The organism is Corynebacterium sp. KPL1814 (genome assembly GCF_000478175.1).
Taxonomy (GTDB): domain Bacteria; phylum Actinomycetota; class Actinomycetes; order Mycobacteriales; family Mycobacteriaceae; genus Corynebacterium.
The window spans coordinates 337,060-363,652 of the sequence record NZ_KI515775.1 but is presented as its reverse complement, the minus strand read 5'-3'; the positions used below and the strand labels follow the sequence as shown (position 1 = coordinate 363,652).

Genomic DNA, 26,593 nt, shown 5'->3' with positions numbered 1-26,593 from the left:
AAATGAAAACTATGCTCAATTTAAAACCACGAAAGCCAGCCTCCGACCCCCTTTAGAACCAGGGACGAAGACTGGCTGGATTAGTGGCGTATTAGCTCAGCTTTTCCGCGATCAGCTTATTAACCTGACCCGGATCCGCCTTGCCCTGCGTCGCCTTCATCACGGCACCGACGATCGCACCGGTGACCTTCTTATTACCGGCGCGGTACTTCTCCACGATGTCCGGGTTGGCGGCCAAGGCATCATCCACGGCCTTTTCGATGGCACCATCATCGCGCACGACCTCGAGGCCGCGCTTGGCGACGACCTCGTCAACGTCGCCCTCGCCCGCCAGCACGCCATCGACAGCTTGGCGCGCCAGCTTGGTGGTCAACTTGCCTTCCTTGACTAGGGCGATAACGCGTGCGATGTGGGCTGGGGTGATATCCAGCTCGGCCAGGGTCTTATCCTGCTCATTGGCCTTACCTGCAAGATAAGACACCCACCAGGAACGAGCCTCGTCCGGCTTCGCGCCGGCTTCAACCGTCTCCACGATGAGATCCAGCGCGCCCGCGTTGACCAGGTCGCGCATCTCCTCGTCCTTAATGCCCCACTCCTTTTGGATGCGGGCGCGGCGGACCCACGGCAGCTCCGGAAGGGTTGCGCGCAGCTCTTCTACCCACTCGCGCGGGGCGATGACCGGCGGCAAATCCGGGTCATTGAAGTAGCGGTAATCTTCCGCGGTCTCCTTCGGGCGGCCTTTAGAGGTAGAGCCATCGGTTTCTTGGTAGTGACGGGTCTCTTGGTCGATGCTGCCGCCATCTTCTAGTACCTGGGCCTGGCGCTGCATCTCAAAGCGCACCGCCTGTTCCACCGAGCGCATGGAATTGATGTTCTTCGTCTCGGTGCGGGTACCGAATTCTTCTTGGCCGATAGGGCGCAAGGAAAGGTTGGAGTCCACGCGCATGGAACCTTGGTCCATGCGGGCATCGGACACGCCCAATGCCGCGACGAGCTCGCGCAGCGCCGATACATAGGCCTTCGCCACCTCGGGGGCGCGCTCGCCGGCACCGATGATGGGCTTGGTAACGATCTCAATGAGCGGGATGCCCGCGCGGTTGCAGTCCACCAGGGATGCGGTAGCGCCGTGGATGCGGCCATCGGCGCCACCCAGGTGGGTCAGCTTACCGGTGTCTTCTTCCATGTGGGCGCGCTCGATTTCCACGCGCCATTCCGTGCCGTCTTCCAGCACGACGTCGAGGTAGCCGTCATAAGCAATCGGCTCATCGTACTGGGAGATCTGGTAGTTCTTTGGCTGGTCCGGGTAGAAGTAATTCTTGCGGGCAAAGCGCGAGGATTCCGCGATGGAGCAATTGAGCGCCAGGCCGATTTTGATTGCGCCCTCCACGCCCTTGGAATTAACCACGGGAAGAGCCCCGGGAAGGCCCAGCGATACCGGATCGGTATTGGAGTTAGGGGCTGCGCTGAAGTTCGTGGCAGAAGTGGAAAACATCTTGGTTTCCGTATCCAGCTCCACGTGGACTTCCATGCCCATTACCGGTTCATACTTGTCGAGGACCTCGTCGAAGTCCATCAGGTCATACATCGCAGCAGTCATGCGTGCCATCTTAATACGTCCGTGCACTCTCGTGCGCTAGCCCCTAGGGTGACTGTCATGACGACTCCACATACAGTAGACACTTCGCTTGTCGATGCCCCACTCATCAACATCGCCGTCTTTTCCACCGCCCCCTCTACCGAAGAGATCAAAGAGGCCATTACCGGCACGTTTTCGGGGCGTGCCGGCGAGATTACTCCCGGCAAGAACCCGGGCAGCCTCGTCGTTCCTATCGATGGCGCGTTTGTCCTGCACTACCAGACCATCGATTCCGCACCCACCCCAGATAGTTACGGCCTCCACCCCATCTTGAGCGCCGATGCCGGCGACCTCAACACCGCGGGAACCCAGGTGCTGGTCTCGGTCCTTCCGGATAATCAGGAACACGACCTCTCTCACCAATTCCGCGAGCCGCGCCGCGAGCACCTAGAGCTGCTGTCCCAGGCGACGACCGCGGTAGCCCAGCACCCCAACTGCCTTATCATCCACAACCCACGCGGCAACGTCTCCATCTCCCCCGCGATGTTTAATGATGCCGTGCGCAATAACCTCGCCCCCATGCACATCGCGCCGGTGTGGATTACGCAATCGGGTGGCGAGCTCCGCGGCTACTCCATGGGCCTAGTCCAAGCGGGTCACCCGGAAATTCAGGCGCGCACCAGCTCGATGGATCCCACGGACCTCTATTACAAGCTGGCAAATATCGCCGACCACATCCTGCAAGGCGCCACCGTAAAAGGCGGCGATACCTTAGCCTTCGAGGAAGGCCAACCCCCGCTCACCATTACGGAAGAGCCCTGGTTCGTTGACCAGGACTTCCCCGCTATCACCATTAATTTTTAGCTGGCTTTCCCGTGCGGGCATCGCTCAAGCGGCACAGCGCAGCCAGGATCGCGCCGGAAAGGTTGTGCCATACAGAAAACACGGCGCCGGGCAAGGCGGCCAGTGGGCTCATGTAGGAAGAGGCAAGGCTGGTGGCTAACCCGGAATTCTGCATTCCTACCTCCACAGCCATGGTGCGGCGGACCGGAACCGGCTGGCGGGTAACAAGGCCTGCGAGGTAGCCCAAGCCATAGCCGCACGCATTGTGAATGACCACAGCGGCAAAGACCAGCGCACCGGCGGTGGCTATATTGTCATGCGCGCCACCAACAACAATGCACACGATCAAGGCAATCGCGGTAACGGAGATCCACGGCAATGCCGCCTGAATCTTTGCCACGAGCCGTGGAAGCAGCATGCCGATGACGATGCCCGCGATGACCGGAACGAGCACCACCTTGACGATGGACCACGCCATCGACGCCGCGGAGACCGGCATGTATTCGCCCGCCAACCACAAGGTCAAAAGCGGGGTGAGGATGGGCGCCAAGAGCGTGGAGATGGAGGTCATGGTCACCGAAAGCGCGACATCGCCGCGCGCTAAGTAGGACACCACGTTAGAGCTCGTGCCGCCTGGGGCGCAGCCGACCAAAATCACTCCGGCTGCCACCGCCTCTGGCAGGTCCATGACTGCCGCCACGGCGAGCGCGATCAGCGGCATAATGACGAACTGTGCCACCACGCCAAGCACCACCGGCAGCGGCCGTCGCACCACGAGCGCAAAATCGACAGGCTTGAGGGTAAGCCCCATGCCGAACATGACGATGCCCAGCAGCGGGGTTACCTGCGGGGCAAAGGATGCCGCGGTATTCGGGGCGATGTAGCCAATAATGCCACCGATGATAACGAGTATGGGAAACCCCAGCGCCGCGATGAGCGCCTGCCGTTCTTCCTGTTTTTCTGTAGCGCTATTGGTACTCATAGACAAAAGAATACCCTCCCACCATGTGAGAGGGCGATCTTAATATTCGAGACGGCGGAGGTTTAACGGGCCTTAACCGAAGAGGGCCTGCGCATTGCGGTAGCGGGCATCGGGCACCGTCTTCAGCGTACCCACGGCCTCTTCCAATGGCACGAGGTCGATATCTTCGCCGTGCAGGGCAACGCACATTCCCGAGTCCCCATTGTGCGCCGCGCGGGCAGCGTGCACGCCGTAGCGGGTCGCCAGGACGCGGTCATACGCGGTGGGCGTGCCGCCGCGCTGGATGTGGCCCAACACGGTGGTACGCACGTCATAGCCGGTGCGTTTATTGATTTCATCGCCAATGACCTGGCCAATCCCATTGAAGGTTTGGTGGCCAAACTGGTCGACGCCACCGGCTTCAAACTCCATGGTGCCCTCCTTTGGCAGGGCACCTTCGGCCACGCAAATGATGCCGTACTTCTCGCCCATCTGGAAGCGGCGTTCCATCGCCTTGGTAATCTCCGCGATATCGAAGGGCTCTTCTGGAATCACGGTGTAGTGTGCGCCGCCGGCCATACCTGCGTGCAAAGCAATCCAGCCCACGTGGCGGCCCATGACCTCCACGATGAGGATGCGGTTGTGGGACTCCGCCGTCGTGTGCAGGCGGTCGATCGCATCCGTTGCCACCGATACCGCGGTATCGAAGCCGAAGGTATAGTCCGTGGCGTTGACGTCATTGTCAATGGTCTTCGGCACGCCTACAACGGGGATGCCATTATCGTTGAGCCACTTAGCACCCTTGAGCGTGCCTTCGCCGCCGATGGCAACGAGGGCATCGACCTCGGCCTCGCGCATATTCGTCTTGATCTGCTCCAGGCCGGCCTTAAATTTATCGGGGTGCAGCCGACCGGTGCCCAAAATGGTGCCGCCGCGCAAGAGAATCCGGTCGATACCGGCATCATCGTAAAGATCGCGCCGGCGGTCTTCTAAGAGGCCAACCCACCCGTCTTCGTAACCCACGACGGTATCGCCGAATTCGTTGGATGCGGTTCGCACAACCGCACGGATTACAGCATTCAAGCCGGGGCAATCGCCACCGGAAGTCAGTACAGCAAGACGCATATCCCCCAATTTAGCGCAGGATTTTCATCCATGCAGCGTGTCCACGTAGCGCAGCGAGGAGATAAGTCCCACTACCAGCGCGATGACAATCACGAGGAGCGAATTGATGATCGCCGTGGTCGGATTACCCGTTTGCATCACGGCCGAAACTAGGGCCACGCCCACCACGGATCCCACCTGGCGGGAGGTGTTATACGCCCCCGACGCCGCGCCCATGTGATGAGGTGAAATATCGCGCAGCGTCGTTGCCGCATTAGAGCCCCAGATAAAGGACTGGCCAATTCCTAGAACGGCGATGGGCGGGGCCAGCCACCACGGGTTGGCATCGGCATGCATGACCCACCAGGCCAAACACAGCGAGGCGATCATCAGGCTAAAACCCACTAGCCCCATCAGGCGCGGATTCACCGCGTCCGTGAGGATGCCTGCGATGGGCGACATCAGCATTGAGACCAGCGCCATGGGAGCCACGATGATGCCGGCCTCACCGGCGGATAGCCCCTTGACCGATTGCAGCCACAACATCACCGGCAACATGACCGAAGCCGCCATAAAGCCCATGGTCAAAATGCCCACGGAGCCGGCCGCATAGTTGCGGTTGTGGAAGAGCTCCACCGGAAACAGCGGCGTGGAACCGCGATCCTGCGCGCTAGCCTGCAGGCGCACGAAGGCAATGCTTGCGGCAATGCCGATGGCAAGCACCACCAATACCCGCCAATCCCAGTCCAACTCTGGGCCTTGTTGGATGCCAAAGACGATCGAGCCGAGCGCGATGAGCGAGACTATGGCCGAGGGCTTATCGATGTCCTGGGCTGTGGTCGGCAGCTTCGGTATCCACAGCAGAGCCAGCACGATGGCAGCAATGACAAATGGTACGTGCACCCAAAAGGCCGCCTGCCAGCCAAAATAAGCCACAAGGAATCCGCCGAGGAGCGGCCCGGCCAAGGATGCCACCGAACCGATAATCCCCCACACCCCCAGCGCACGCCCACGGCGCTCGCGGGCGAAGACCCGGTTAATAACGGACATCGTCTGTGGCATTTCCAGGGATGCTCCCAAGCCCTGCACGATGCGCGCGACGATGAGCACTTCTATCGACGGCGCCAGCGCGCACGCTACTGCGCCGATCCCAAACAGCGCCACGCCGATGCAAAATAGGGCGCGCTGGCCGAGGACATCGCCAAGCCGCCCCGTAAAGAGCAGCGGCACCACCACGGCAAGCAAATAGGCGGCCGAGACCCACAAGATTTCATTGACCGTGGCGCCTAAATCCACCTGAATCTCCGGCAGGGCGATGGCCACCATCGACTGATCCAACAGGGACACGAAGAAGCCGAGGGATAGCGCGAACATGGCGCGCCATGCTTGGCGCTCAGGTGGCAGATTAGTCTCCACAGTCATGGCAGGAATTCTAGCGGGGCGCACAAATCAGGCCTAGACTGGCCACCATGTCCATGATTGATATCAAAAAACCACAAGACGTATCCACCGCCACCACCGTTACCCTCGGCCTCATCGGTGGTTGGGTCACCGCCCGCGAGACCGGCATTCGCCCGCTCGGCGGCGTCATCCTCGGCGCTGCGGGCCTGTGGGCCGGCCGTTCCTGGGCAAAGAAGACCAACCCAGCCACGACCGCTGGCCTGTCCGCCCTGTACGTCGGCGCGTTCGGCGCTTCCCACCCATTGGCAAAGAAGATTGGTTCCTGGCCAGCAGTCCTCGCCGTGACGGCCGCCTCTGCGGGCGCCGCCTACGCGCTTTCCGATGCCAAGTAGTCCACCCCGCCACATACACAACAGCACCATGGTCCCCCGCCAAGGAGGATCATGGTGCTGAGTGGTTTTGTGAGTATTTACTCAACAACGTTGAAGACAACGGCGTTGTCCTCAGTGCCCAGTGCGGCCTGGCCGTCAGGCAAGGCATAGAAGGCAGGCTGGGATTCGAGGACGTCCCGCAGGGAATCAGAAAGCGCCTGCGTGTGGTCATCGCATGCCGCCATAGTGGAGGCGAAGTCACCTACGTGGATGGTGCCATCCTTGTCTACATCGTAGGAGGTGGTGTAGGTATTGCAGCCATCATTGAGAACCAAGGACTGATCCTTGTCGAACTGCACGGTGAACTTGCCGTCTTCCTTGACGGAGTGCAGCTCACCGGTGATGGTCTGGCCCTCGATATTCGGCACGAGCTTGTCAGCGTCTGCCGGCAGGGATTCCACCAATTCGCTCTTGGCCGTGGAGTCCGCCACCTCGGTACCGGGCTCAACCGGTGCAGGATGAGCTGCTGGTTCGGGGGTTGCTGCGGGCTCCTCAGCGTTTGCTACGCCCATGCCCATGAGCGCAGCAGCGGAAACGGACATTGTTGCGGTTGCAATCTTTTTCAAAGTCATACCCAGTAATTTACCCCTGCCGGATGGGCATCCGACAGGGGTGTAAACGAATCGTTATCTAGTTCGCAGCTATTTCACAGTGACAACTATTTTAAATAGCGCGGCTAGTTTTGGCGCTTCGCTTCGTAGGCCGCACCCACCTTGTACAGGCGATCATCCTGGAAAGCCGGTGCCATGATCTGCAAACCGGTAGGCAGGTTGGTATCGGCTGCCATGCCGGAAGGCACGGACATGCCGCACAGGCCGGCGAGGTTGAGCGGCAAGGTGCACAGGTCGAAGTTGTACATCGCCATGGGGTCTTCGGCCTTCTCCCCCAGCTTGAACGCGGTGGTCGGGGTGGTCGGCGAGACCAGCACGTCAACCTGCTCGAAGGCGCGGGCAAAGTCCTGGGCCACGAGGGTGCGCACGCGCTGCGCCTGCAGGTAGTAGGCATCGTAGTAGCCCACGGACAGCGCATACGTGCCCAGCATGATGCGGCGCTTGACCTCGGGGCCGAAGCCCTCTGCGCGCGACTGGGACATGACCTGCTCCGCGGAGTGGGATCCGTCATCGCCAGCACGCAGGCCATAGCGCATGCCATCGAAGCGGGCCAGGTTGGACGAGACCTCACACGGCATGATCAGGTAGTAGGCGGCCAAGGCCTCATCGAAGTGCGGGCAGTCCACCTCGACGATTTCCGCGCCCTGCTCGCGCAGCTGTTCCACGGCGGCGTGGTAGTTCTCCATCACGCCGTCCTGCCAGCCATCGCGCTCGAATTGCTTGATAAGGCCTACCTTGACGCCGCTCAGGTCCCCATTCGCGCCTTCACGGGCGGCCTCCACCACGGGGGCAACCGGCTTGTCCACAGATGTGGCGTCGAAGGCATCGTGACCGGCAATAACCTCGTGCAAGAGCGCGGTATCCAGGACGGTACGACCACAGGGACCCGCCTGGTCCAGAGAGGACGCGGCCGCGATCAGGCCGTAGCGAGACACCGTGCCGTAGGTGGGCTTTACGCCCACGGTATTGGTCAGTGCCGCCGGCTGGCGGATGGATCCGCCGGTATCGGTACCAATACCTAAAGGAGCCTGCCCCGAAGCCAGCGCCGCTGCGGTACCGCCGCCGGAACCGCCCGGGGTGCGCTCGGTGTCATACGGGTTGTGAACCGGGCCAAAGGCGGAGTTCTCATTGGACGAACCCATCGCAAACTCATCCAGGTTCGTCTTGCCAAGGATGGGGATGCCGGCCTCGCGCAGACGCTTGGTCACCGTCGCGTCATACGGAGACATGTAGCCCTCGAGCATCTTGGATGCGGCGGTGGTGGGGGCATCGGTAGTAACCAGCAGGTCTTTTAGGGCCAGCGGCACGCCGGCCAATGCCGATGCGGGCTTTTCGCCGGCGTCGAGGGCCTTATCCACGGCATCGGCAGCCGCCAATGCTTCCTCCTGCCCCACGTGCAGGAAGGAGTTAAGTTCGGGATTGGTTTCCGCAATGCGGTCCAAAAAGGCCTGGGTAACCTCGCGGGAGGTCACCTCGCGCGCGTGAATTTTTTCCGCCAGTTCGGCGGCGGTCAAAGAGGTCAGTCCCTCCGCAGGTACAACAACGTTGGTCATTTACTCTCCTCCCAAAATCTGCGGCACGACGAATCGCTCATCTTCCACGGCCGGCGCTTGGTCCAAGGCCTGCTCGGCGGTAAGGGTGCGCACGATAACGTCTTCGCGCATCGGTGCATCCACGGAGTGCGGGTGGCTCATCGGTTCCACGCCTTCAGTGTCCACGTTCCGTACTGCGGAAACGGAATCAACAATTTCATCAATCTGGCTTGCGAATTGGGCTAGCTCTTCATCGCTTAATGCCAGGCGGGAAAGCTTGGCAAGGTGGGCTACCTCATCACGCGAAATCTCAGACACGCGAACTCCATCCTTTTTCCATAATCGACGCGCAGGTCAAAATTATTTTCCCGCGCGTACTATGTAAATTGCTAAGGCTCCATAATACTGCACCAACCCGCGCGGTTGCCGAGTCACCCCGAATTATTGCCCCTTGAACGCCGCACTGTGACCCAGGTATCGTAAATGGGACTACAAGCTACTGAAAGCGTGCGACTTAATGTCTTACCTAATCCGTGTCCTGCTTCCCGATACCCCTGGTAGTTTGGGCCAGCTTTCGGAGGCCTTCGGTCTGGTTGACGGAAATATCCAATCGGTTGACATCGTAGAATCCTTCCCGGATGGCACCGTCATGGATGACATTGTCATTGAGCTCCCCGCAGACGCTATGGCCGATGCCCTGATTACCGCCGCCGCCTCCGTCCATGGCGTGGAAGTAGATTCCATTCGACCCTTCAGCGGCCGCGTGGACCGGCGCGGGCAGATCGAGTTATTAGCGCGCGTTGCCGCCAATGCCTCCAATGTCACGGCAGCGATGGAGGAAGTCGTCGCGGCCATCCCGAAGGCGGCGACCTCCACGTGGGCCATCGTCATTGACAATAATGAGCCCATTCACCGCGTGGCCTCCTCAAACGCGGCCCCTGCCGATGACGATACGATTCCGGTCGATCTCAACATCGATAGCGCGCGCACCTTGCACCCCGATAAGGACGAATGGGTGCCAGACAGCTGGGCGCTGCTCGATTCCGCCCTGGCCGCCGCTCCCCTGGGAGATACCGGGATGGTCATCGCCATGGGTCGCACCGGCGGGCCGGAATACCTGGCCTCCGAGGTCGAGCACCTCGGCCACATCGGCACGATTTTGGGTGCCTTCCTCAAATAAGCCCCGGCCCGGCGCGCCTATACCTCCCCGGTATCCAAGAGCGTGTGGAACTGCTCTTCGTTCAAGATAGGCACGCCAAGGTCGCGGGCCTTATCCTCCTTTGAGCCGGCATTCGCCCCGGCGACGAGGTAGGAGGTTTTCTTCGATACGGACCCAGTTGCCTTTCCGCCGCGGCTTATGATGGCTTCCTTGGCGGAATCGCGTGTGAAGTCTTCGAGGCTGCCGGTGACAACGATGGTCAGGCCCTCTAGGGTCTGTTCTTTCCTGTCCTCGGCGGCTACCTCCATGGCTAGGCCAGCCTCCGCCCATTTCTCAACGATGGTGCGGTGCCAGTCCACCTCAAACCAGGCGTGGAAGGATTCCGCGATGACCGCGCCCACGCCGTCTACCTCTGCAAGATCCTCGGTCTTAGCGGCACGCAGCTTTTCCATGGAGCCGTAACGCGCTGCCAAGGCGCGGGCGGCAATGGGGCCGACGTGGCGAATGGATAGCGAGACCAGCACGCGCCAGAAGTCGCGGTCTTTGACCTCTTCTAAGTTCTGCAGCAGGTTCTTGCCCGCGGTATTGACCTTGACGTTGCCCTCTTTTTTGCTGCGCTTATCCTTCGTATCGCGCTTGGCCGTATAGACATCGGAAGCAAGCAGCTTTTCTTCCGTTAGCTCAAAGAGCTCGGATTCATCGGTGAGGATGCCGTTCTCAATGAGGTCCATGGCTCCCTTCTCCCCCAGTGCCTCGATATCGAGGCCCTTGCGGGAGGCGAGGTATTCCAGGCGTGCGGAAAGTTGGGCTGGGCAGGATTGGGTATTGGGGCATCGCCAGTCAGCATCGCCATCCTTTTGTGGGGCGAGCGTCGTGCCGCAGGCTGGGCACTGCGTGGGAAAGCTCCATTCGTATTCGCTGCCATCGCGCTGTTCGCGCACGGGGCCTAGTACCTCAGGAATGATTTCCCCAGCCTTGCGGATAATAATGGTATCCCCGATAAGCACGCCCTTGCGCTTGACCTCGGACTGGTTGTGCAGGGTGGCCATGGATACCGTGGAGCCGGAGACAAAGACCGGTTCCATGATGGCAAAGGGGGTAACGCGCCCCGTACGCCCCACGCCGACCTCGATGTTCTTCAGCTTTGTTGTTACCTCTTCCGGCGGGTACTTATAGGCAATGGCCCAGCGGGGTGCGCGGGAGGTCGCCCCGAGCTGGCGCTGTGAGCCCAAGTCGTCCACCTTGACCACGAGCCCATCCATTTCGAAAATCGCATCGTGGCGGTGTTCGGCCCAGTAAGATACTTCCTCTTGTACTTCTGCGGCGGAGTGGACCTGCTTGGTATAGGGCGAGACGGGCAAGCCCCACGCGGCGATGGCCTTATAGGCATCGTGCTGGGAGGAGGGGGAAAATCCCTCGCGCGCGCCTAGACCGTGACACACCATGCGTAGGCGGCGCTTTTTTACCTCGGCGGGATCCTTCATGCGCAATCCGCCGGCCGCAGCATTGCGGGGGTTGGCAAACCGCGCCTTGCCGTCTGACGCGCGCTCCTCATTGATCTCTTCGAAGTCCTCCGGGCGCATATAGACCTCGCCGCGGATTTCAATAAGTTCCGGGACTGGGTACTCATCGGTGCCCGTAAGCTCGTGCGGGATATCAGAAATAACACGCGCATTGGCGGTAATCTCCTCGCCCACGGTGCCATCGCCTCGGGTAGCGGCCGTGTCCAAGCGCCCATTGCGGTAGACCAAGTCGATGGAGAGGCCATCGATCTTCAGCTCCGTCAGGTAAGTCTTGGCGGGCGTCCTATCCAGCCAGTCCTGCATCTCACCGGCGCTAAAGACATTGTCTAGGCTCATCATGCGCTCGAGGTGCTCGATATCCTCGCCAGCGTTCGGCGTTGCACCTACTTGCTGGGTGGGCGAATCCGGAACCGCCAGCTCCGGATGCTGCTTTTCTAGGTCCATCAGGCGCTGGAAAAGCGCATCAAAGTCGGCATCGGGAATTGCCGGTTCACCGTTGTAATACAGGTTGCGGTGGCGGCGCACTTCCTGCGCCAGGTCGTTCCATTCACGTTGCACATCAGCTGGATTAGTCACGGTATCCAAGTCTAGCGGTCCCCCATGTCCGGGCTAGCTACTAAGGTATGGACCATGAACTTCGACGCCTCCCGCATGCTCGCCTTCGACCTTGAGACCACCTCAGCCAACCCCAAAGACGCCCGCATCGTTACCTCTGCCCTAGTCCGAATTGACGGTCGCGATGTCCAGAAGGTGGAGCACCTTGCGGATCCTGGCATCGAGATCCCCCAAGCCGCCACCGACGTGCATGGGATCACAACGGAAAGGGCCCAGGCAGAAGGCCGCCCGCACGAGGAGGTCCTCAAGGACACGGTTGATGCCATCAAGGCAGCGTGGGACGACGGCCTGACGCTCATCGTGTATAATGCGGCCTTCGACCTCACCGTGCTGCGCAGTCTCACCGGCGATTTCACGGTCACAGGCCCTGTCTTTGATCCGTACGTCATTGACCGCGTGAGCGATAAGTGGCGCAAGGGCAAGCGCACCCTCGGCGCGGCGTGCGAGCACTACGGCGTGGAATTGGGCAATGCGCACGAGGCTACTGCCGATGCCCTCGCTGCCGCCCGCGTGGCCTGGAAGCAGGTGCGCCAGCACTACCCTAACCTCGCGCAGATGGACGAAAACGAGCTCATGGAGTTCCAGGCGGTCAAGTGGTACGAGGACCGCGTCGCCTTCAAGAAGTACCTAGAAGGCAAGGGCCGCGATGCCTCCGATGTCTCGACGGCGTGGCCGCTCATTTCCTAATCCCCTTGCCATATTTCTAGAGTTTTGGAATTCTAGAAATATGAATATCGTTGAATCTCGCCTTAGCGATCTCGAGGCACGCGTCGCCAAACTCGAAGGCCAATCGAGCGCCCCACCGCAGCCTCCCTCGGAGGAGTCGACCTACTGGCTTGTCGATGCCCTTGCTCCCTCCACTCAACTACCCGATGGATCGGTAATTTTCGGCGGCAACATTGCGCTCGGCAAGCGTACCTACGCCTATCAGTGGCAGCGTCCCACTACTGCAATAACTGACGAGGAGTGGTCAGAAAATCTCGAACGCCTCGCCGCACTTGCCCATCCCGTACGTGGCGAGATTCTTCGACGCCTTCTCGCGGCACCTGCTACCGCCGCGGAGCTCGTGGACGAGGATATTATCTCTTCCACCGGCACGGCCTATCACCACCTCAGCGCTCTAACTAGTGCAGGTTGGACTACAAAGACAAGTGGCGAGTACTCAATTCGTCCCGCCCGCGTTATTCCTTTGCTCGCCATTATTACCGCTAGCGAGGACCACTAATGCGCAGACTCGCCCTCAGTATCGGCACCGCCATTGCTTTTGCTTCCGTCCTCCTACTGGCTGGCCCTCGGCGCCTTACACTCGCCCTAACAGATACAGGAGATGCAGCCCTTGCCTCCACACTGCGAGAACACGCGAAGCCGGGTTTTCATCACCTCACGGCTTTCACACTCCGCGACGGAAACGCCGCCTTTGCGGGTGTAGGCAGCAACGAGCACACAGAAGTCGAGATTGGTTCTGTCACCAAAATGTTCACCGGCGAACTCACCCACCAGCTTGTAGAAGAAGGCACACTGCGACTCGATAGCACCGTGGGCGAGTTTCTAGACGTAGACAACGCGCCCGTAGCGGATATAACGATTAAGGAACTACTCGATCACACCTCTGGCCTACCTCCCACAGCAGACGGGAATTTCTTCGGTTTCCTGTGGTCCGCAGTGGCCGGTACGAACCCATATGCAGGCGAAAGCACTCAAGATATCGTCGATGCTGCCGCCGCAGCAGAGCTCAGCAACCGCGGGGAGGAATCCTATTCCAACCTCGGATACGCCCTGCTCGGGCACGTAATAGAAACAGCGGCAGACACGCCTTATGAGGGGTTGCTGAAAAAGCGAATATTCGAGCCAGCCGGATTAACGGAGACCTACCTTATGACCCCCGGTGCCGTGCCTGCCGACGCCCCGCGCGGCCGCACCGCCACTGGGCGGCGGGCCCAGCCTTGGGAGATGGACGGTTCTGCGCCTGCAGGGGCGATCCGCTCAACCGCGAGCGATATGGCTAAGTTCGCAGAGTGGTTCATGGCACACGGCGATCCCGCATACGGATGGCAAAAGAACGATAACGGCACCGGCTTTTGGCATAACGGCGGAACCTACGGCTACTCCACCATGCTCATCATCGACCCAAAGACAAAGCGAGCCGCATTTGCAAACAACGATTCGCTCGCCGGTACCGAAGAACTTGGCCACACACTCTTCGCTGAGCTTTAAGGAAACACAATGCCTACGACCATTATCCGCGCCGTTTTCATCGCCTCCGAACTCTGGGCCGCATGGAAAGCTTTAAAGAAACCCGGCTCGACGGCATCCCGCGTCTTTTCGGCGCCACTGACCGCCGTCATCATCATCTTCTTAGGCCACGCCTTGCCCTGGTACACCTCCGTGCATTTTTACTGGTGGTATGCACTGGTTGGCTCCTTCGCCCTCCATGTGGGAGCCATGACGTGGAGTGCCACCAGCCCTGCTGCAGACCGCACCTAACCTTGCAGGCAACAAACGAGGCGCCCACACAAGAGTGAAAAGTCTCCCAAATCTCCGGTTGTTAAAAAGTCTCCCAAATCTCCGGATGGACTACGATGGAGACTATGTCCTTTCACGAGAACCCCTTCCGCCCCACATTTGGCGTCCCACCGCTGTTTTGGGTCGGCCGCACCGCGGTCCTCGATACGTTTCGCGCAGCGCTCGATGCCCAGCCTGGGCACCCCGGTCGCTCACTCGTCATTAGCGGCGCCCGCGGTATTGGCAAGACGGTCCTCCTCAACGAGTTGGAGGACATCGCCGCCGCCCGCGGATGGATTACGCTGCGCGCCTCCGGCCGCAGCGCCATGGTGGAAGAACTCGTCGAGACCACCATCCCCCGCATTATGGACACGCTTGCGCCGGCAGATAAGCACAAAGTTAACCGCATCGGAATCGGCGGCCTTGGTTCCATAGGAATCGAACACAACACGGATGAAGCCTATAAGCCCACTTTAAATACCCGGCTACGCGAATTACTAGCCCAGCTCAAGGGTGCAGGTGTGCTCCTTACCATCGATGAAGTCCAAGATGCCGATGCCCAAGAATTGGCCTCCTTGGCCGTTACTTACCAAGACTTATTGCGCGATGAACTCGATGTTGCCATCGTCGTAGCCGGCCTGCCACAGGGCATTAACCGGCTGCTGGAGCTGCCCGGAGTAACCTTTCTGCGCCGCGCGCAAAAGTTTGTGCTGGGCCCGCTGTCACCTGCCAACGCTACCGTTGCATTTAAGGAAACCGCCGCACACTCGGGCCTCGACTTCAGTGCAGATGCAGTCTCCGCCGCCGTGGAGCTATCTCGAGGTTATCCCTACCTGGTTCAGCTCGTCGGATCACTAGCGTGGGCCCACGCACAGCGCTCTGGCGCGACCCACATAGAAGAAAACACTGTCCAAGCCATCTCGGCCAAGGCGATATCCGTCCTAGGCACACAAGTGCACCAGCCCGCAACCCTCACGCTCCCGCCCGCACAGCGCCGCTTCCTTGAAGCCATGAGTGCTGTCATGGACAGCGACACTGCAGAAATTCAAGCTATCGCCGCACACCACGACCGCACGGTGCGGTCCCTATCGGCCACGCGCCAGCGGCTTATCGATGCCGATCTCATCGAACCCACCGGCCACGGCCAGCTTAGATTCGTCATTCCCTATATGGAGGCCTATTTCACAGCCACCGACAGCTTGGGTCGAGTGGATTAAAGGTCACCGGCGTCTCGGGCAAGAATGGACGAGGTCTCCGTCACCGAACGCAGGGTTCGGGCAGAGGCCTGCACGGGATACACATCAAAGCGATCGACCAAAAGTTTGCGTGGCATGCCAATGCGGTCGAGATGCTTGGCCAGCGCGATGGCCTCGGCACGGGCATCCGATCCGGAAATCCCCACACCAATGCGATGGCCTTCGCTCAAGTGCTCTCCCAAGCCATCGAAATGCTCAGGGGTATCGAGGCGATAACGAGGGCTATGGAAATCGACGAGGAAGGTCGTTGCGGCACCAGCAATGGACCACAGCGGCGGGGCATGCAGGTAGTCCGCGTCAAAGCCGAGCAGAGTTTCTAGCGCTACTTCGTCAGCCACGGCGGGGATAGAATCAAAATCCGTGGTACCTGGGATGCGTCCAGCCACGATATCCGCAAGCAAAGGTTCATCAAGCTGCACCACAACTTCGCCGTGGAAGCGGCGTGCCACATCATCTGCATGCGCCCGCAGCCCATGAAGAAGGGCTTCAGAAAGCTCGGCGAAGGCACCGCGGTCACTAAGAACTCGGTGGCCATCGGCAAGCTCAATGCTGGCTGCCAGCGACCACGGCCCTAGCGCCTGGACTTTAACGCAGGGCACGCTTTCTCCCCACACCTGCTGTACCTCGTCGAGGTCACGCTCGAGGCGATCCCACGTGCGACGAGTCAATAGCTGCGGCCGCGCCGTCATGCGCCACGAACGAGGCCCGCGGTCGATGGTGATGGCCTCGAGCATACTGGCGGTGCGCCCTACCGAATCGGAGCCCAAGCCGCGTTCCGGCAGCTGCGGGATGGCGGGAAGCTCGGTCTCGCCCATGATGATGTCCGCTGCCTCCGACATGGACGTGCCGGGCATGGGCCCGAGTGCGAATCCGGTCATTTACACGGTCTCGCAAATGGTGCCGGAACCAATGACGATATCGCCGAGGTCATCTGGGGACGGCAGGTACAGCACCGCCGCCTGTCCACGGGCAACGCCAGACAGTGGCTCCTTGAGCTCTAGGCGCATCGAATCCGCGGCGCGGTCCACGTGGGCGATGCACGGCACGACGGAACCGTGCGCGCGGACCTGCACCTCGCACTCGAAGTCGCCATCCATGCCAGGGTGCAGGTACTTCAGGCGATCGGCCCGAATGGCGGTAACCGCCAGGTCCTCGCGCGCGCCGACGGTCACCGTGCCCGTTGCAGCATCGATATCGGTGACGTAGCGCGGGCGGCCATCGGCAGCCGGGGCCTTGATGTCCAGGCCCTTGCGCTGGCCGATGGTGTAGTTCCACGCGCCATCATGTTCCTTAAGCTCCGTGCCCTCTTGGTCCACAATCATGCCGGGGCGAAGGCCGATGCGCGATCCAAGGAACTGCTGGGTATTGCCGTCCGGGATGAAGCAGATGTCATAAGAATCCGGCTTTTTCGCGGTGGAAAAACCGTGCGCTGCGGCCTCTTCGCGGATCTGCGGCTTGGGGGTATCACCGATGGGGAAAAAGCAGTGCTCCAACTCCTCGGCGGAAATGACGCCGAGCACATAAGACTGGTCCTTATTCTCATCCTTGGAGCGGCGCATATAGCCGTCATCATCAAGGGTGGCGTAGTGGCCGGTCGCAATGGCATCGAAGCCTAGAGCCATGCCCTTTTGCAGCAGCGCGCGGAACTTAATCTTCTCATTGCAGCGCAAGCAGGGATTCGGGGTTTCACCGCGGGCATAGGAATCCACGAAGTCCGTGATGACCTCTTCCTTGAATTCCTCCGAAAAGTCCCACACGTAAAACGGAATGCCCAACTTATCGCAAATGCGGCGGGCATCGGCGGAATCCTCCAACGAACAGCAGCCGCGGGCCTTTTCGCGCGTTTGCTGCGCGTCCTTATGCAGGGCCAGGTGCACGCCGACGACATCGTGGCCAGCCTCCACCGCACGGGCGGCGGCGACAGATGAGTCCACGCCGCCAGACATTGCTACCAATACTCGCATTGCATTCCCCTTTAAATACCTCGACTACAGGCCCGAAAGTGTACTCCCTTGCCCCAACGCAGCTTAAATCGATTCCATTCCCTAAGCTTGAATCCCATGGGTAGAAAGCGAGCTGCGAACAGGTCAGACATCACCGGGACCTACGAGATATCCACCGGCACCGCCGAGGTTGTGCCAGATGAATTCCGTGACGGAGCCTATATCCTTAACGTCAATGGCGTTCCTAGCAGCCATATCGTGCTGGGCGAGCCTCAGGAACTCGATTTCGAGTACATGCGCTGGATCGCAGCGGCGGTGGAGCAGCTTAATACGGTCTCCCCTAATAAGCTGCGCGTTACCCACCTCGGCGGGGCCGGCTGCTCACTGCCGCGCTACTTCGCCGACCTTTGGCCGGACAGCCGCCATACGGTGGTTGAGCTCGATGCCAAGCTGGGCGAATTAGTCCGCGAGCTTTTCGATGTCCCCCGTTCCCCCACCGTCAAAATCCGCCCCGGCGATGCCCGAAAGGAAACCGAAGGTTTTCTGCCCGCTAGCCGCGATATCATTATCCGCGATGTCTTCGCTGGGGACACCACACCGAAAAATCTAACGACGGTGGAGTTTTTCCAAGCGGCCAAATCATCCCTTTCTGCCGGCGGCCTCTACGTGGCGAACTGCGGCGATCACTCGGACCTTCAGTTGGCGAAGGAAGAATTGGCCGGGCTTTCTGAAGTCTTCGATCACCTCGCCGTAATCGCTGACCCGCCAATGCTCAAGGGGCGCCGGTATGGAAACATCATCTTGCTGGCCTCAGATACGCAACTGCCAGCTGAGGGCTCGGTACAAGCCGCTCAACTGGCAAAGGCACTCTTAGGCGGAGCCGTTCCCGCACACTTTAAGGATGAAAGCTGGACCCGGAAATTCTTTGCGGGAGCTACTTCAGCACACGATTGAGCAAGTCAGCTACTTGATCGGCATCGAAGTCCGGCACATCGGCACCGGCCTTCTTCGCCGCATCCTTAGCTTCTTCGACCTGAGATCCGGAGACCTCGCCCTTGTCGACGCCATTGACATGGCCCGCGTTGTCTAGCAGTAGCGCCAAGTCGCCGACGCTGAAGTCACCGACCGCCATCTTGCCCAATTGCTTGAGAGGTAGAGCGTCCTCGTCTTCCAAGGTCTTCACAAAGGCCGCCAAGCCCTCAGCAGCTTGGGAATCAAGGCCGGCGTCTTTGGCGGCATCGGCAAACTGGGGCGTTGCAATGAGGCCAGCCACAAGAGCGAATATTGCACCAATCAACGGCGTGCTATCGGAGCTCAAATCCAGGCTGTCATCAAGTACAAGGCTATCGAGCGCCCCGCCGATATCGACGTAATTGCCGCCGCTAAAGGACTCCAGCTGCTGCTTTGAACCATTAAATAGGTTCAAATCCACATCGGTAGGAATACCAGCGACCTTGCCTGATCCAGAGCGCTGCCAGAAGGACAGGTCCTTCCACCCACCCACTGGATCCGGCGCCTCATCCTGGTATGCCGCCAACCACAGTGGCATATTGGAGAACTTCTGGGAGTTATTCATCTCGCCCATCCAGAAGTACTTGTAGGTATAAATCATTGGAGTGCGGTCGGTCAGGCGCTTGAGCTCGGAGGTAAATTCCTCGATCCAGCTCTCCAGCTGGGAGGCAGACTTGCCCTCGGAGACCTCGATATCAAGCACCGGCGGCAACGTCTGATTCGGCGCCAACGCGATCTGCGCTGCGAAGTTAGCAGCCTGCGTCTTGGCATCGCCAGCCGGGCGCGCATAGTGGTATGCGCCAGTCTTTAGGCCGTGCGCATTGGCCGCCTGAATATCTTTAACGTAGTGCGGGTTAATCCAGTCCCCACCTTCGGTTGCCTTAACAAAGGCGAAGGACTGGCCGTCAGATTTCACCTTATTCCAGTCAATAGGCATGCCACCGGGGTGCTGGTGGGCAGCAATATCGACACCTTTTGGTGCGCTCGTTACCAATGCTGCCTGCGCGGCAGCGGTCCCGCTCACCGTGACTGCAACTGCAGCGATAACCGCGATGATGCTCTTGCGGAGTGCCCTCTTAGTTGTCATGCGCGAGAGTCTAACAACTATTCACACTAACCACATTTACAACACGCGCACCATGCGAGTGATTTTTTCACTTCTTTGTCTAGTTCCGTTGAAAATGTACTATTTAGAACATATTTTCACTTTTCGGCTTGCACGGGTCTAGCGGGTAACTTATGGTGAACGTATGAAAATTAGAAACTTAGTGCGAAATTCGGGGGATAATCGCCATGGAACCCTACTACCTCATCACTGATCCACATGATGATCTCGCGGTCAGTGCCACCTGTAATAGAAAATCCGACTACCTACTCTGGAAAGAAATTAGACCAACCCTAGAAGACGATTTCGATATTTCGTGCCATACTTTGGCGGCTCGCACCGGCTTAAGCGAACGGCGAACGAGGGATATCACCATGGCCCTCTACCGTTTGGAGGAATTGCCGCGCACCAAACTGCTACAGGAAACCTACTACTTCCTCGATTTCTCTCGGCTTATCACCATTGATGCGGTCTTAAGCAAACTTGGTGAGGTAGACAGCGGCGTCCTCCAGCGTATAGACGCCGAATTGGAAAAGTACTTAACCCCCACAAAGCCGGGCCAAAGCTTTCCATCGAATGCTGCCCTTCGCCGAAAGCTCAATGGGCTTATCACAATGGAATCTTCGGACACCGGCGGAGACAAAGACTCCGAGGAAGGGGACGCACGAAATGACTCCTATTTCATCTATCCCACCGCGGGCGGAAGAGCAGGGTTAAACGTAGAGTTCGATGAAGATGCGCTCATCCTCATTGACGAGGTTGTTCAGCGTACGGCGGAAGAACACGGAATCAGTAAGGCCGATGCCCTGGCCCAGCTGATCCTCGGAAACATCGAAGATAAAACTCAGGTACATCTATATATGTACCGCGCCAGCGACGTAAATGCGGCTCCAGGTTTTATCCAGGGCTATGGGTGGATTCACCCAGATACTGCAGACCGTCTAACCCCGTCCACTACTCGCGATATGGACCAGGCGGCAACAAGGGTCAGCCCGTCCTACTCCACGCCGCCACTCATCGGTGCTTATGTGGAGGGTCGCGATGGTGTGTGCCGCTGGCCCGGGTGCAACCGCCCGGCCTTCAGGTGCCAAAAAGACCACCGGATCGATTTCTCAGACGGAGGAAAGACGGCGGCTGGAAATTTGGCCTCGCTGTGCCAGCACCACCACAATGTAAAGACGGATAAAAGCGCCTTTTACATCATGGATCCGCACAGCGGGGACATTGTCTGGCTCTTCCAGGACGGGCGGTGGGAATACGATGAACCGCAGGGCCCGCTAGCGGCGAAGAATAAGAACTGGGCGCTAACCGTGGCCCAGGCAATCGCCGCGCGGCGGAGTGCTGCCAAAGAAAGGGCTGATACTTAAACCGTGCGGGCCCGGGCGATGACGTCCGGCAAGTGCGCGAGCACGTAATCCACATCGTCTTCGGAAGTAAGGCGCCCCAAGGTGAACCGGAGGGACCCGATTCCTTCTTCCTCGCTGACACCCATTGCAGAAAGCACATGGGACATGCGGTTGACGCCTGCGCTGCAGGCGCTGCCAGTCGATGCCTCAATCTGCAGCGAATCCAGCAGCATAATGAGGCTGTCGCCATCGGTGCCGGGGAAAGAAACATGTAGGTGCGACGGCAAGCATGGCTCGGTGGAATTCACCACGACGTTGTCAATGGAAGAAAGGATCCCATCCCGCAGCTTGTTCCGGAGTCCAGCGATGCGCTCGCCCTCGGCAGCGCTTTCGGCGATCGACTCCTCCAAGGCAGCGGCGAGCGCCGAGGCGCTGGCTACGTCCACCGTGCCTGGGCGTAGTCCGCGCTCTTGGCCGCCGCCATAGGAAATCGGCTGCGGCGCTGGGGTGCGCTTGGCTAATAGCACGCCGATGCCGCGCGGGCCACCAAATTTGTGGGCGCTGGCGGCAAGCGTTGTGATGCCCAATTCCGCAAAATTGATGGGCAGCTTGCCCGCTACCTGCACCGCATCCACATGAAGGGGAATACCGGATTGTTGCGCGAGGGATGCGAGATCCTCGATGGGCTGGACCGCGCCGGTTTCGTTATTGGCCCACATGCAGGTGGCAAGATCTGCAGGTTTCGCGAAAGCGCCCCCAGCGCTGATGTGCCCGCTGCGGTCCACGGGGAGCAGATCCACGGTGGCGCCGGCTTGGGCAAGCTTGCTCACAGTATCGCGCACCGCTGGGTGCTCAATATCCGTCGAGATGATGCGGTTGGTATCTCCCGCCGCATAAAGACCTTGGATAGCGATATTGTCTGCCTCGGTGCCAGAGGAGGTAAAGACAACCTCGATGGGTTCACATCCAAGGAGGGAGGCGACTTTCTCGCGGGCATCGTCAAGCACGGAGCGGGCCCTGCGGCCAGAGGCGTACTGCGCACTAGAGTTGAGCGATCCGGAGGCGGCAACCCATGCGTCGATGGCGGATTGGCGCATCGGCTGGGTTGCTGCGTAGTCGAAATAGTGCGGCATTACTGGCGCGCCTTCAATTCCTCGGTCAAAGCTGGGGCGATTTCGTGCAGGTCACCGACGACGCCGAGATCCGCGATCTGGAAAAACGGCTCATCCTGGTCCTGGTTAATCACCACGATGGTGCCGGAGGTCTGCATGCCCGAGGTGTGCTGAATGGCACCGGAGATGCCCAAGCCAATGTAGAGATCTGGCGACACAGTCACGCCTGTCTGGCCCACCTGGTGGGTGGCATCGTAGAAGCCTTCATCGACGGCGTCGCGGGTGGCACCGACGGCGCCACCGAGGGCATCGGCAAGCGGCTCTACGACCTCGCCGAACTTATCGCCGACGCCGCGGCCGCCGGAAACCACGACCTTGGCTGCGGTGAGCTCGGGACGGGCGGACTTTTCGGCGGAAGTAAAGGAATTAACCTTGACATCCTTTTCGGTTGCCGCAGGCAGTGGCATGGGGGCCGCTTGAGTTTCCACCTGCTGGGGCTCCGCCACAACGGAACCGGGCTGCAGGGTATATATCGGGCAGCTACCAGAGGCCTGCGAGGTGGTCTCGTAGGTGCCACCGAAAATGGTCATGGTTGCAGAGCCATCCGCCTCAATGGAATCCACATTGACGAGCGCCCCGGAAGCCAGACGAGCGGACAAGCGGCCCGCAATCTCGTTATTCGTCGGGCTGGCGGCCAGGACAATGGGCGCTGGATTGGCTGCGCCCAGGGCATGCAAAGCATCAACCTCAGGAATCACCAGGCGCTGGTCATAATCCTCCGCCGTTGCCTGCACCACCTGGGCGGCACCGAGGGCGGCTAGCTCGGCATCGAAGGCATCTGCCTGCTTGCCGACGACCACCGCAGACACCGTACCCAATTCGCGTGCGGCGGTAATGAGCTCACCGGTAACGGGGAGAATGCTGTCTGCATCGTGTTCAACAAGTACGTAAACGTGAGACATTTCTACTCCTAAATCAAGTTCTTTGCAGCTAGGAAGTCAGCAATCTTCTTCGCAGCATCCTGTGGCTGCGGCTCCGAGATAACCTCGCCTGCCGTGCGCGGCGGGCGCTTGGAAGAAGAAGTGACCGTCGTGGTCGGCGCAATGGCATCAATACCCAAGTCCGCCACGCTCAGAGTGGTAATCTCTGCCTTCTTTGCGGCCATAAGCCCCTTAAAGTTAGGGAAGCGCGGTTTATCAGCCTTATCGGTGACGGAAATAATCGCAGGAAGGGCCGCCTCGAGCTCCCAGGTTCCGCGGGCGTCTTCGCGGCTGCCTTTTACCGCGCTGCCCTGAAGCTCCACCTTGTGCAGCTCAGTCAATGCGGGCAATTGGCGGTATTCAGCGAGCAGTCCGGCAATCGTTCCGGTCGAGGCATCGGAAGCCTCATTGCCCAATGTGATCAGTTGGACATCCTCTAGCGTGTTAATCGCTGCGTTCAGGGTCCACGCGGTAGACAGTGCATCGGCGCCGGCCAGTGCGTCGTCGGATACGAGGACCGCATCATCTGCACCCATCGCAAGGGCCTTGCGGAGGGCTTCATCTGCTTGAGCGGGGCCCATCGTTAAAGCGACAACACGGTAATTTTCATCCGGATTATCATCGCGCAGGCGTAGCGCCTGTTCCACGGAGTATTCATTAATCTCATCAATGATGTTGTCCACGGAGGTGCGATCCAGGGTGTGGTCATCCTCCAGAGATTTGGTGGACCACGTATCCGGTACATGCTTGACCAGAGCCACAATCGTTGGCATTGGGGGCACTCACCTTTCCGATAGATTTATGTTGCGTAATTCTCTTCGGACGATAATACTCGGGGTTGGCAAAGCAACGCGATACCCTGTGAGCCAATTCGCGTAATGATGACCGCGAAAGGCCGCGTTCCCTTCAATTTCATCTTCTTTCTTAGCTGGTCAGGGTCCACATCTACGCCGCGCACAAGGATTTCTAAGCTGCCTGCATCATAAGATTTTAGTACCGATTTTAGGCGCTTTAGGGGGATCTTTTCTATGAATGGAAATCCAGACATCCCCTGCGGAATGCGCTCCCCCGTCAGGTACGCAATCCGCGGATCGATCTGCCACAATCCCTCGCGCGCCGCATAATGCTGCACGAGGCCCGCGCGCACTACTGCCCCGTCGGGGTCAATGAGATACGTGCCGATCTCGCCAGCCTCTGGCAGGTTGTGCTCTTCATCCGTGAGAACATCAATTGACTTGCCCTGAATCATCACCGCGTGCCTGCCCGTTCCGAGGCCAGGTGTGTAAAGGCACGCCTCCTTAACCGCTCCATTGACGCTGCTTACGGTGACCAATCCGTCCCAGTCACTGAAATCAAGACCGGGTGCACACTTGATGGCTAGGTGTGCGTTCCTGTGCGCGGAGATTAAATCCGGCAGCGGCGGCAGCAAATCCTCCGGGCGGGAAATCCGCCGCCCCGCCTTTCTGCGAGCAGGATCGGCGATAATGACGTCCGCCGTGGTGGTCGTAGTGAGTGCATCTGCTTGAAAGAACGAGTCAGATGCCAAATTATGCCGGGCCATGGCGAGGCGCGAGGCATCAATATCGGAGCCGAAGTAGTCGAGTGGCGATGCATAGCCTTCGGTGCCGATAGAACACGTGACATCGTGGACGGTGCGCATCCCTCGCTGCTGCAGGAATTCTGAGCGATAGTGTGCGACAGGCAGCGGGGTGGCTTGCTGGGCGGAATCGGCATCCATAAGCCAGGTCTCGGGGAGCTTTCCGCCCCGCCGGGCAGTAAGTAGCTCCATGGCGCAGCGCGCATAGTCGCCGTAGGCTGCTTTCAGCTTTTCTAAATCCTTCAGCTGCGAAGCCTTGCTCAACTCTAGGTCCCAGCTGGCAAGTTCGGCATTGTGCTCGCTTAAGAAACGGACTTCATCGAGGTTGAAACTCATATGCGCTCTGTAGGGGTGGTGGCGAAATATTCCGCGTATTGCGGGTCGTCGCGGAGGTCGCCAATGACGGGGCGAAGGTCGGACGAGGAGGCATCATCAAGCACCTCCTGGACGGTGGAGTACTTGCATAACCGTTGCATCTGCGCCCAGGTGGGAACTACGAGGCGAACGAGTCCGGCACGCCAGCCTTCCAGGATGAGCTGCGGCGAAAACCACCCAGCGTCATCGGCCTCATGCGTGTCCCCGTCCGGTTCTTGCCCGCTAGGTAGCAGGCCGACGAAGAAAAAAGTATCAAACCAATGGTTTTTGCTTTGCCCCACCCACCGGGCCCATGGAAGGAGCATATCGGCATCGACGCGCATACCGTTATTGCTAAGGAACTCGGTAAACGAGATGGTGTGGTCTTCCAAGAGCCGTCGCTCGCGGTGATACCGGCGCGCATTAGAAATCGTGCCGTCATCCCGAATCGCGAATAAGGTACCGGATTCCTCAAAGAGCTCGCGTGCCGCGGCAAAGACCAAGGCGTGCGCCTTGTACTTGGTCACGCCCATCCGCCGAGCCATAGACACGACGGACTTTCCGGCCCACAAATCGCCGGAGTCCCACGAACGCGGTGGGAAATCGCGCGGGTCTACCCCACCGCCAGGAAATACGGCATGGCCCGGGTAGTTTCGCATCGTGCTCACGCGTTCTTGCACCCAGACCTCGAGCCCTTCGGGGCCATCGCGAAGCAGGAGCACAGTCGCCGCCATGCGCCCACCGTTAAACCCGGTGGTATCGCTGGCGTCGATCGCATCGAGCCGGTCATGAATCTGATTGGTCATTAAGATATCCGGCGGGCAAAGTACCGCTGTCCAATGCGATCTACTTGGATGGGCTGGTGGAAGGCCTGGGACAGGTTCTCCGAGGTCAGCACGGAGTTTATGAGCCCCTTCGCTACCACTTTCCCTTCATCCAAGAGCATTGCGTGGGTAAAACCGTACGGGATTTCTTCCACGTGGTGGGTTATCATCACGATGGCAGGGGCATCCGGATCCATCGCGAGATCGCCCAAGTACCCCACGAGGTCCTCGCGCCCGCCGAGGTCCATGCCGGCAGAAGGCTCATCAAGGATGAGCAGCTCCGGGTTGGACATCAAAGCGCGGGCGAGGACAACGCGCTTCTTCTCGCCTTCTGAAAGCGTGGTCCACGTCCGATCCTTTAAGTGGGTGGCACCGACCTGGGCCAAGATGTCATCGGCACGGGAAAAGTCCATGTCCTGGTACTCTTCGCGCCACCGACCCAAAACCGCATAACCGGCGGAAATAACAAGGTCATAAACCCGCTCATCCGCGGGGATGCGCGATTGCACGGCGGCAGAGGACAGACCTATCAATGCTCGCAGGTCACGCATATCGGTCTTGCCAATTTGCTCGCCCATCAAAAAGGCCGTGCCCTTGGAGGGAAATTCCTCCGCTGCCGCCATGCGCACCAAGGAGGTCTTTCCGGCACCGTTCGGCCCGATGATGACCCAGCGTTCATCGAGCTCGACCTGCCAGTCCACGGGGCCTACCAAGTTCTTGCCGTCGCGGCGAAGCTCCACGCCACGGAAGTCGATGAGCCAGTCTTGATCAGTTGGGGTTACGTCGTTCACGCCTTCCATTGTGACT

General features: G+C 59.6%; 27 protein-coding genes. 10 read left to right on the top strand and 17 right to left on the bottom strand.

Annotated elements, in window-relative coordinates:
• Positions 1–91 precede the first annotated feature (91 nt).
• On the bottom strand, positions 92–1,597 hold the full coding sequence (gene gatB, locus HMPREF1257_RS05605) for an Asp-tRNA(Asn)/Glu-tRNA(Gln) amidotransferase subunit GatB (RefSeq protein ID WP_034659256.1): 1,506 nt from the start codon (positions 1,595–1,597) through the stop codon (positions 92–94).
• Positions 1,598–1,654: 57 nt separating this feature from the next.
• Between gatB and HMPREF1257_RS05600 the strand changes: the two genes are divergently transcribed.
• Positions 1,655–2,440: a DUF4261 domain-containing protein gene (locus HMPREF1257_RS05600; RefSeq protein WP_023026386.1), complete on the top strand. Its 786-nt coding sequence runs from the start codon at positions 1,655–1,657 to the stop codon at positions 2,438–2,440.
• On the opposite strand, the gene HMPREF1257_RS05595 is transcribed toward HMPREF1257_RS05600, so the two are convergent.
• From HMPREF1257_RS05595 to HMPREF1257_RS05585, 3 genes are all read right to left on the bottom strand, one after another.
• Positions 2,430–3,401: a bile acid:sodium symporter family protein gene (locus HMPREF1257_RS05595; protein ID WP_023026385.1), complete on the bottom strand. Its 972-nt coding sequence runs from the start codon at positions 3,399–3,401 to the stop codon at positions 2,430–2,432. The genes HMPREF1257_RS05600 and HMPREF1257_RS05595 overlap by 11 nt on opposite strands.
• 72 nt (positions 3,402–3,473) lie before the next feature.
• Positions 3,474–4,505 (bottom strand): ATP-dependent 6-phosphofructokinase, encoded by a 1,032-nt coding sequence (locus HMPREF1257_RS05590; protein ID WP_005280236.1) that lies wholly within the window; start codon positions 4,503–4,505, stop codon positions 3,474–3,476.
• 24 nt (positions 4,506–4,529) lie between these two features.
• Positions 4,530–5,906 carry a DHA2 family efflux MFS transporter permease subunit gene (locus tag HMPREF1257_RS05585; protein WP_034659257.1) on the bottom strand — a complete coding sequence of 459 codons (1,377 nt, stop codon included), beginning with the start codon at positions 5,904–5,906 and terminating at the stop codon, positions 4,530–4,532.
• Positions 5,907–5,953: 47 nt separating this feature from the next.
• On the opposite strand from HMPREF1257_RS05585, the gene HMPREF1257_RS05580 reads away from it, so the two are divergent.
• Positions 5,954–6,277 (top strand): membrane protein, encoded by a 324-nt coding sequence (locus tag HMPREF1257_RS05580; protein ID WP_005282483.1) that lies wholly within the window; start codon positions 5,954–5,956, stop codon positions 6,275–6,277.
• A 77-nt stretch (positions 6,278–6,354) separates the two neighbouring features.
• Here HMPREF1257_RS05580 and HMPREF1257_RS05575 read toward each other — a convergent pair whose 3' ends face one another.
• The 3 genes from HMPREF1257_RS05575 to gatC all read right to left on the bottom strand — a co-directional run bounded on the left by HMPREF1257_RS05575 (position 6,355) and on the right by gatC (position 8,777).
• On the bottom strand, positions 6,355–6,888 hold the full coding sequence (locus HMPREF1257_RS05575) for an META domain-containing protein (RefSeq protein ID WP_023026383.1): 534 nt from the start codon (positions 6,886–6,888) through the stop codon (positions 6,355–6,357).
• 104 nt (positions 6,889–6,992) lie between these two features.
• Positions 6,993–8,480 (bottom strand): Asp-tRNA(Asn)/Glu-tRNA(Gln) amidotransferase subunit GatA, encoded by a 1,488-nt coding sequence (gene gatA / locus HMPREF1257_RS05570; RefSeq protein ID WP_023017806.1) that lies wholly within the window; start codon positions 8,478–8,480, stop codon positions 6,993–6,995.
• Positions 8,481–8,777 carry an Asp-tRNA(Asn)/Glu-tRNA(Gln) amidotransferase subunit GatC gene (gatC, locus tag HMPREF1257_RS05565; protein ID WP_005280231.1) on the bottom strand — a complete coding sequence of 99 codons (297 nt, stop codon included), beginning with the start codon at positions 8,775–8,777 and terminating at the stop codon, positions 8,481–8,483.
• 199 nt (positions 8,778–8,976) lie between these two features.
• Here gatC and HMPREF1257_RS05560 point away from each other — a divergent pair, with 199 nt between their 5' ends.
• Positions 8,977–9,639 (top strand): hypothetical protein, encoded by a 663-nt coding sequence (locus HMPREF1257_RS05560; protein WP_023026382.1) that lies wholly within the window; start codon positions 8,977–8,979, stop codon positions 9,637–9,639.
• A gap of 17 nt (positions 9,640–9,656) precedes the next feature.
• On the opposite strand, the gene ligA is transcribed toward HMPREF1257_RS05560, so the two are convergent.
• Positions 9,657–11,726: an NAD-dependent DNA ligase LigA gene (gene ligA / locus HMPREF1257_RS05555; protein ID WP_084529610.1), complete on the bottom strand. Its 2,070-nt coding sequence runs from the start codon at positions 11,724–11,726 to the stop codon at positions 9,657–9,659.
• Positions 11,727–11,771: 45 nt separating this feature from the next.
• Between ligA and HMPREF1257_RS05550 the strand changes: the two genes are divergently transcribed.
• The 5 genes from HMPREF1257_RS05550 (at position 11,772) to HMPREF1257_RS05530 (ending at position 15,475) form a co-directional block, all read left to right on the top strand.
• A complete protein-coding gene (locus HMPREF1257_RS05550) occupies positions 11,772–12,443 on the top strand; it encodes a 3'-5' exonuclease (RefSeq protein WP_034659259.1) in 672 nt (223 codons plus the stop codon).
• A gap of 40 nt (positions 12,444–12,483) precedes the next feature.
• Complete coding sequence (locus HMPREF1257_RS05545) at positions 12,484–12,981, top strand: helix-turn-helix transcriptional regulator (protein WP_005280226.1); 498 nt, start codon at positions 12,484–12,486, stop codon at positions 12,979–12,981.
• A complete protein-coding gene (locus HMPREF1257_RS05540; RefSeq protein ID WP_023026379.1) occupies positions 12,981–13,970 on the top strand; it encodes a serine hydrolase in 990 nt (329 codons plus the stop codon). The genes HMPREF1257_RS05545 and HMPREF1257_RS05540 overlap by 1 nt, the downstream gene beginning before the upstream one ends.
• A gap of 9 nt (positions 13,971–13,979) precedes the next feature.
• Positions 13,980–14,240: a hypothetical protein gene (locus HMPREF1257_RS05535; RefSeq protein WP_023026378.1), complete on the top strand. Its 261-nt coding sequence runs from the start codon at positions 13,980–13,982 to the stop codon at positions 14,238–14,240.
• 104 nt (positions 14,241–14,344) lie between these two features.
• Positions 14,345–15,475 carry an ATP-binding protein gene (locus tag HMPREF1257_RS05530; protein ID WP_034659260.1) on the top strand — a complete coding sequence of 377 codons (1,131 nt, stop codon included), beginning with the start codon at positions 14,345–14,347 and terminating at the stop codon, positions 15,473–15,475.
• Here HMPREF1257_RS05530 and HMPREF1257_RS05525 read toward each other — a convergent pair.
• Positions 15,472–16,392, bottom strand: coding sequence for a hypothetical protein (locus tag HMPREF1257_RS05525; protein WP_023026376.1), 921 nt, complete (start codon positions 16,390–16,392; stop codon positions 15,472–15,474). The two genes, HMPREF1257_RS05530 and HMPREF1257_RS05525, sit on opposite strands and share 4 nt — an antisense overlap.
• Positions 16,393–17,478 (bottom strand): tRNA 2-thiouridine(34) synthase MnmA, encoded by a 1,086-nt coding sequence (gene mnmA / locus HMPREF1257_RS05520; protein ID WP_023026375.1) that lies wholly within the window; start codon positions 17,476–17,478, stop codon positions 16,393–16,395. It abuts the gene before it with no gap.
• Positions 17,479–17,574: 96 nt separating this feature from the next.
• Between mnmA and HMPREF1257_RS05515 the strand changes: the two genes are divergently transcribed.
• Entirely contained in the window at positions 17,575–18,411 is an 837-nt protein-coding gene (locus tag HMPREF1257_RS05515; protein WP_023026374.1) for a spermidine synthase, read from the top strand.
• Here HMPREF1257_RS05515 and HMPREF1257_RS05510 read toward each other — a convergent pair.
• Positions 18,392–19,555 (bottom strand): glycoside hydrolase family 25 protein, encoded by a 1,164-nt coding sequence (locus tag HMPREF1257_RS05510; RefSeq protein ID WP_023026373.1) that lies wholly within the window; start codon positions 19,553–19,555, stop codon positions 18,392–18,394. The two genes, HMPREF1257_RS05515 and HMPREF1257_RS05510, sit on opposite strands and share 20 nt — an antisense overlap.
• 206 nt (positions 19,556–19,761) lie before the next feature.
• Here HMPREF1257_RS05510 and HMPREF1257_RS05505 point away from each other — a divergent pair, with 206 nt between their 5' ends.
• Positions 19,762–20,940, top strand: a complete 1,179-nt coding sequence (locus tag HMPREF1257_RS05505; protein WP_023026372.1) for an HNH endonuclease signature motif containing protein — start codon at positions 19,762–19,764, stop codon at positions 20,938–20,940.
• Here the strand turns inward: HMPREF1257_RS05505 and HMPREF1257_RS05500 are convergent.
• From HMPREF1257_RS05500 to HMPREF1257_RS05475, 6 genes are read right to left on the bottom strand one after another with little or no spacing between them, the layout of a single operon-like run.
• Complete coding sequence (locus HMPREF1257_RS05500) at positions 20,937–22,052, bottom strand: cysteine desulfurase family protein (protein ID WP_023026371.1); 1,116 nt, start codon at positions 22,050–22,052, stop codon at positions 20,937–20,939. The two genes, HMPREF1257_RS05505 and HMPREF1257_RS05500, sit on opposite strands and share 4 nt — an antisense overlap.
• Entirely contained in the window at positions 22,052–22,993 is a 942-nt protein-coding gene (locus HMPREF1257_RS05495) for an electron transfer flavoprotein subunit alpha/FixB family protein (protein WP_023026370.1), read from the bottom strand. Before HMPREF1257_RS05495 ends, HMPREF1257_RS05500 begins: the two co-directional genes overlap by 1 nt.
• Before the next feature lie 8 nt (positions 22,994–23,001).
• Positions 23,002–23,784 (bottom strand): electron transfer flavoprotein subunit beta/FixA family protein, encoded by a 783-nt coding sequence (locus HMPREF1257_RS05490; protein WP_023026369.1) that lies wholly within the window; start codon positions 23,782–23,784, stop codon positions 23,002–23,004.
• A gap of 26 nt (positions 23,785–23,810) precedes the next feature.
• Positions 23,811–24,944 (bottom strand): hypothetical protein, encoded by a 1,134-nt coding sequence (locus HMPREF1257_RS05485; protein ID WP_023026368.1) that lies wholly within the window; start codon positions 24,942–24,944, stop codon positions 23,811–23,813.
• Positions 24,941–25,768 (bottom strand): NUDIX domain-containing protein, encoded by an 828-nt coding sequence (locus HMPREF1257_RS05480; protein ID WP_023026367.1) that lies wholly within the window; start codon positions 25,766–25,768, stop codon positions 24,941–24,943. The genes HMPREF1257_RS05485 and HMPREF1257_RS05480 overlap by 4 nt, the downstream gene beginning before the upstream one ends.
• Entirely contained in the window at positions 25,768–26,586 is an 819-nt protein-coding gene (locus HMPREF1257_RS05475; RefSeq protein ID WP_023026366.1) for an ABC transporter ATP-binding protein, read from the bottom strand. The genes HMPREF1257_RS05480 and HMPREF1257_RS05475 overlap by 1 nt, the downstream gene beginning before the upstream one ends.
• Positions 26,587–26,593: the final 7 nt, after the last annotated feature.

Excerpts from the sequence above, each read along its gene's own strand:
- gatB (WP_034659256.1), bottom strand. The coding sequence starts at position 1,597 with ATGACTGCTGCGATGTATGACCTGATGGACTTCGACGAGGTCCTCGAC.
- HMPREF1257_RS05600 (WP_023026386.1), top strand. The coding sequence starts at position 1,655 with ATGACGACTCCACATACAGTAGACACTTCGCTTGTCGATGCCCCACTC.
- HMPREF1257_RS05595 (WP_023026385.1), bottom strand. The coding sequence starts at position 3,401 with ATGAGTACCAATAGCGCTACAGAAAAACAGGAAGAACGGCAGGCGCTC.
- HMPREF1257_RS05590 (WP_005280236.1), bottom strand. The coding sequence starts at position 4,505 with ATGCGTCTTGCTGTACTGACTTCCGGTGGCGATTGCCCCGGCTTGAAT.
- HMPREF1257_RS05585 (WP_034659257.1), bottom strand. The coding sequence starts at position 5,906 with ATGACTGTGGAGACTAATCTGCCACCTGAGCGCCAAGCATGGCGCGCC.
- HMPREF1257_RS05580 (WP_005282483.1), top strand. The coding sequence starts at position 5,954 with ATGTCCATGATTGATATCAAAAAACCACAAGACGTATCCACCGCCACC.
- HMPREF1257_RS05575 (WP_023026383.1), bottom strand. The coding sequence starts at position 6,888 with ATGACTTTGAAAAAGATTGCAACCGCAACAATGTCCGTTTCCGCTGCT.
- gatA (WP_023017806.1), bottom strand. The coding sequence starts at position 8,480 with ATGACCAACGTTGTTGTACCTGCGGAGGGACTGACCTCTTTGACCGCC.
- HMPREF1257_RS05560 (WP_023026382.1), top strand. The coding sequence starts at position 8,977 with ATGTCTTACCTAATCCGTGTCCTGCTTCCCGATACCCCTGGTAGTTTG.
- HMPREF1257_RS05550 (WP_034659259.1), top strand. The coding sequence starts at position 11,772 with ATGAACTTCGACGCCTCCCGCATGCTCGCCTTCGACCTTGAGACCACC.
- HMPREF1257_RS05545 (WP_005280226.1), top strand. The coding sequence starts at position 12,484 with ATGAATATCGTTGAATCTCGCCTTAGCGATCTCGAGGCACGCGTCGCC.
- HMPREF1257_RS05540 (WP_023026379.1), top strand. The coding sequence starts at position 12,981 with ATGCGCAGACTCGCCCTCAGTATCGGCACCGCCATTGCTTTTGCTTCC.
- HMPREF1257_RS05535 (WP_023026378.1), top strand. The coding sequence starts at position 13,980 with ATGCCTACGACCATTATCCGCGCCGTTTTCATCGCCTCCGAACTCTGG.
- HMPREF1257_RS05530 (WP_034659260.1), top strand. The coding sequence starts at position 14,345 with ATGTCCTTTCACGAGAACCCCTTCCGCCCCACATTTGGCGTCCCACCG.
- HMPREF1257_RS05525 (WP_023026376.1), bottom strand. The coding sequence starts at position 16,392 with ATGACCGGATTCGCACTCGGGCCCATGCCCGGCACGTCCATGTCGGAG.
- mnmA (WP_023026375.1), bottom strand. The coding sequence starts at position 17,478 with ATGCGAGTATTGGTAGCAATGTCTGGCGGCGTGGACTCATCTGTCGCC.
- HMPREF1257_RS05515 (WP_023026374.1), top strand. The coding sequence starts at position 17,575 with ATGGGTAGAAAGCGAGCTGCGAACAGGTCAGACATCACCGGGACCTAC.
- HMPREF1257_RS05510 (WP_023026373.1), bottom strand. The coding sequence starts at position 19,555 with ATGACAACTAAGAGGGCACTCCGCAAGAGCATCATCGCGGTTATCGCT.
- HMPREF1257_RS05505 (WP_023026372.1), top strand. The coding sequence starts at position 19,762 with ATGGAACCCTACTACCTCATCACTGATCCACATGATGATCTCGCGGTC.
- HMPREF1257_RS05500 (WP_023026371.1), bottom strand. The coding sequence starts at position 22,052 with ATGCCGCACTATTTCGACTACGCAGCAACCCAGCCGATGCGCCAATCC.
- HMPREF1257_RS05495 (WP_023026370.1), bottom strand. The coding sequence starts at position 22,993 with ATGTCTCACGTTTACGTACTTGTTGAACACGATGCAGACAGCATTCTC.
- HMPREF1257_RS05490 (WP_023026369.1), bottom strand. The coding sequence starts at position 23,784 with ATGCCAACGATTGTGGCTCTGGTCAAGCATGTACCGGATACGTGGTCC.
- HMPREF1257_RS05485 (WP_023026368.1), bottom strand. The coding sequence starts at position 24,944 with ATGAGTTTCAACCTCGATGAAGTCCGTTTCTTAAGCGAGCACAATGCC.
- HMPREF1257_RS05480 (WP_023026367.1), bottom strand. The coding sequence starts at position 25,768 with ATGACCAATCAGATTCATGACCGGCTCGATGCGATCGACGCCAGCGAT.
- HMPREF1257_RS05475 (WP_023026366.1), bottom strand. The coding sequence starts at position 26,586 with ATGGAAGGCGTGAACGACGTAACCCCAACTGATCAAGACTGGCTCATC.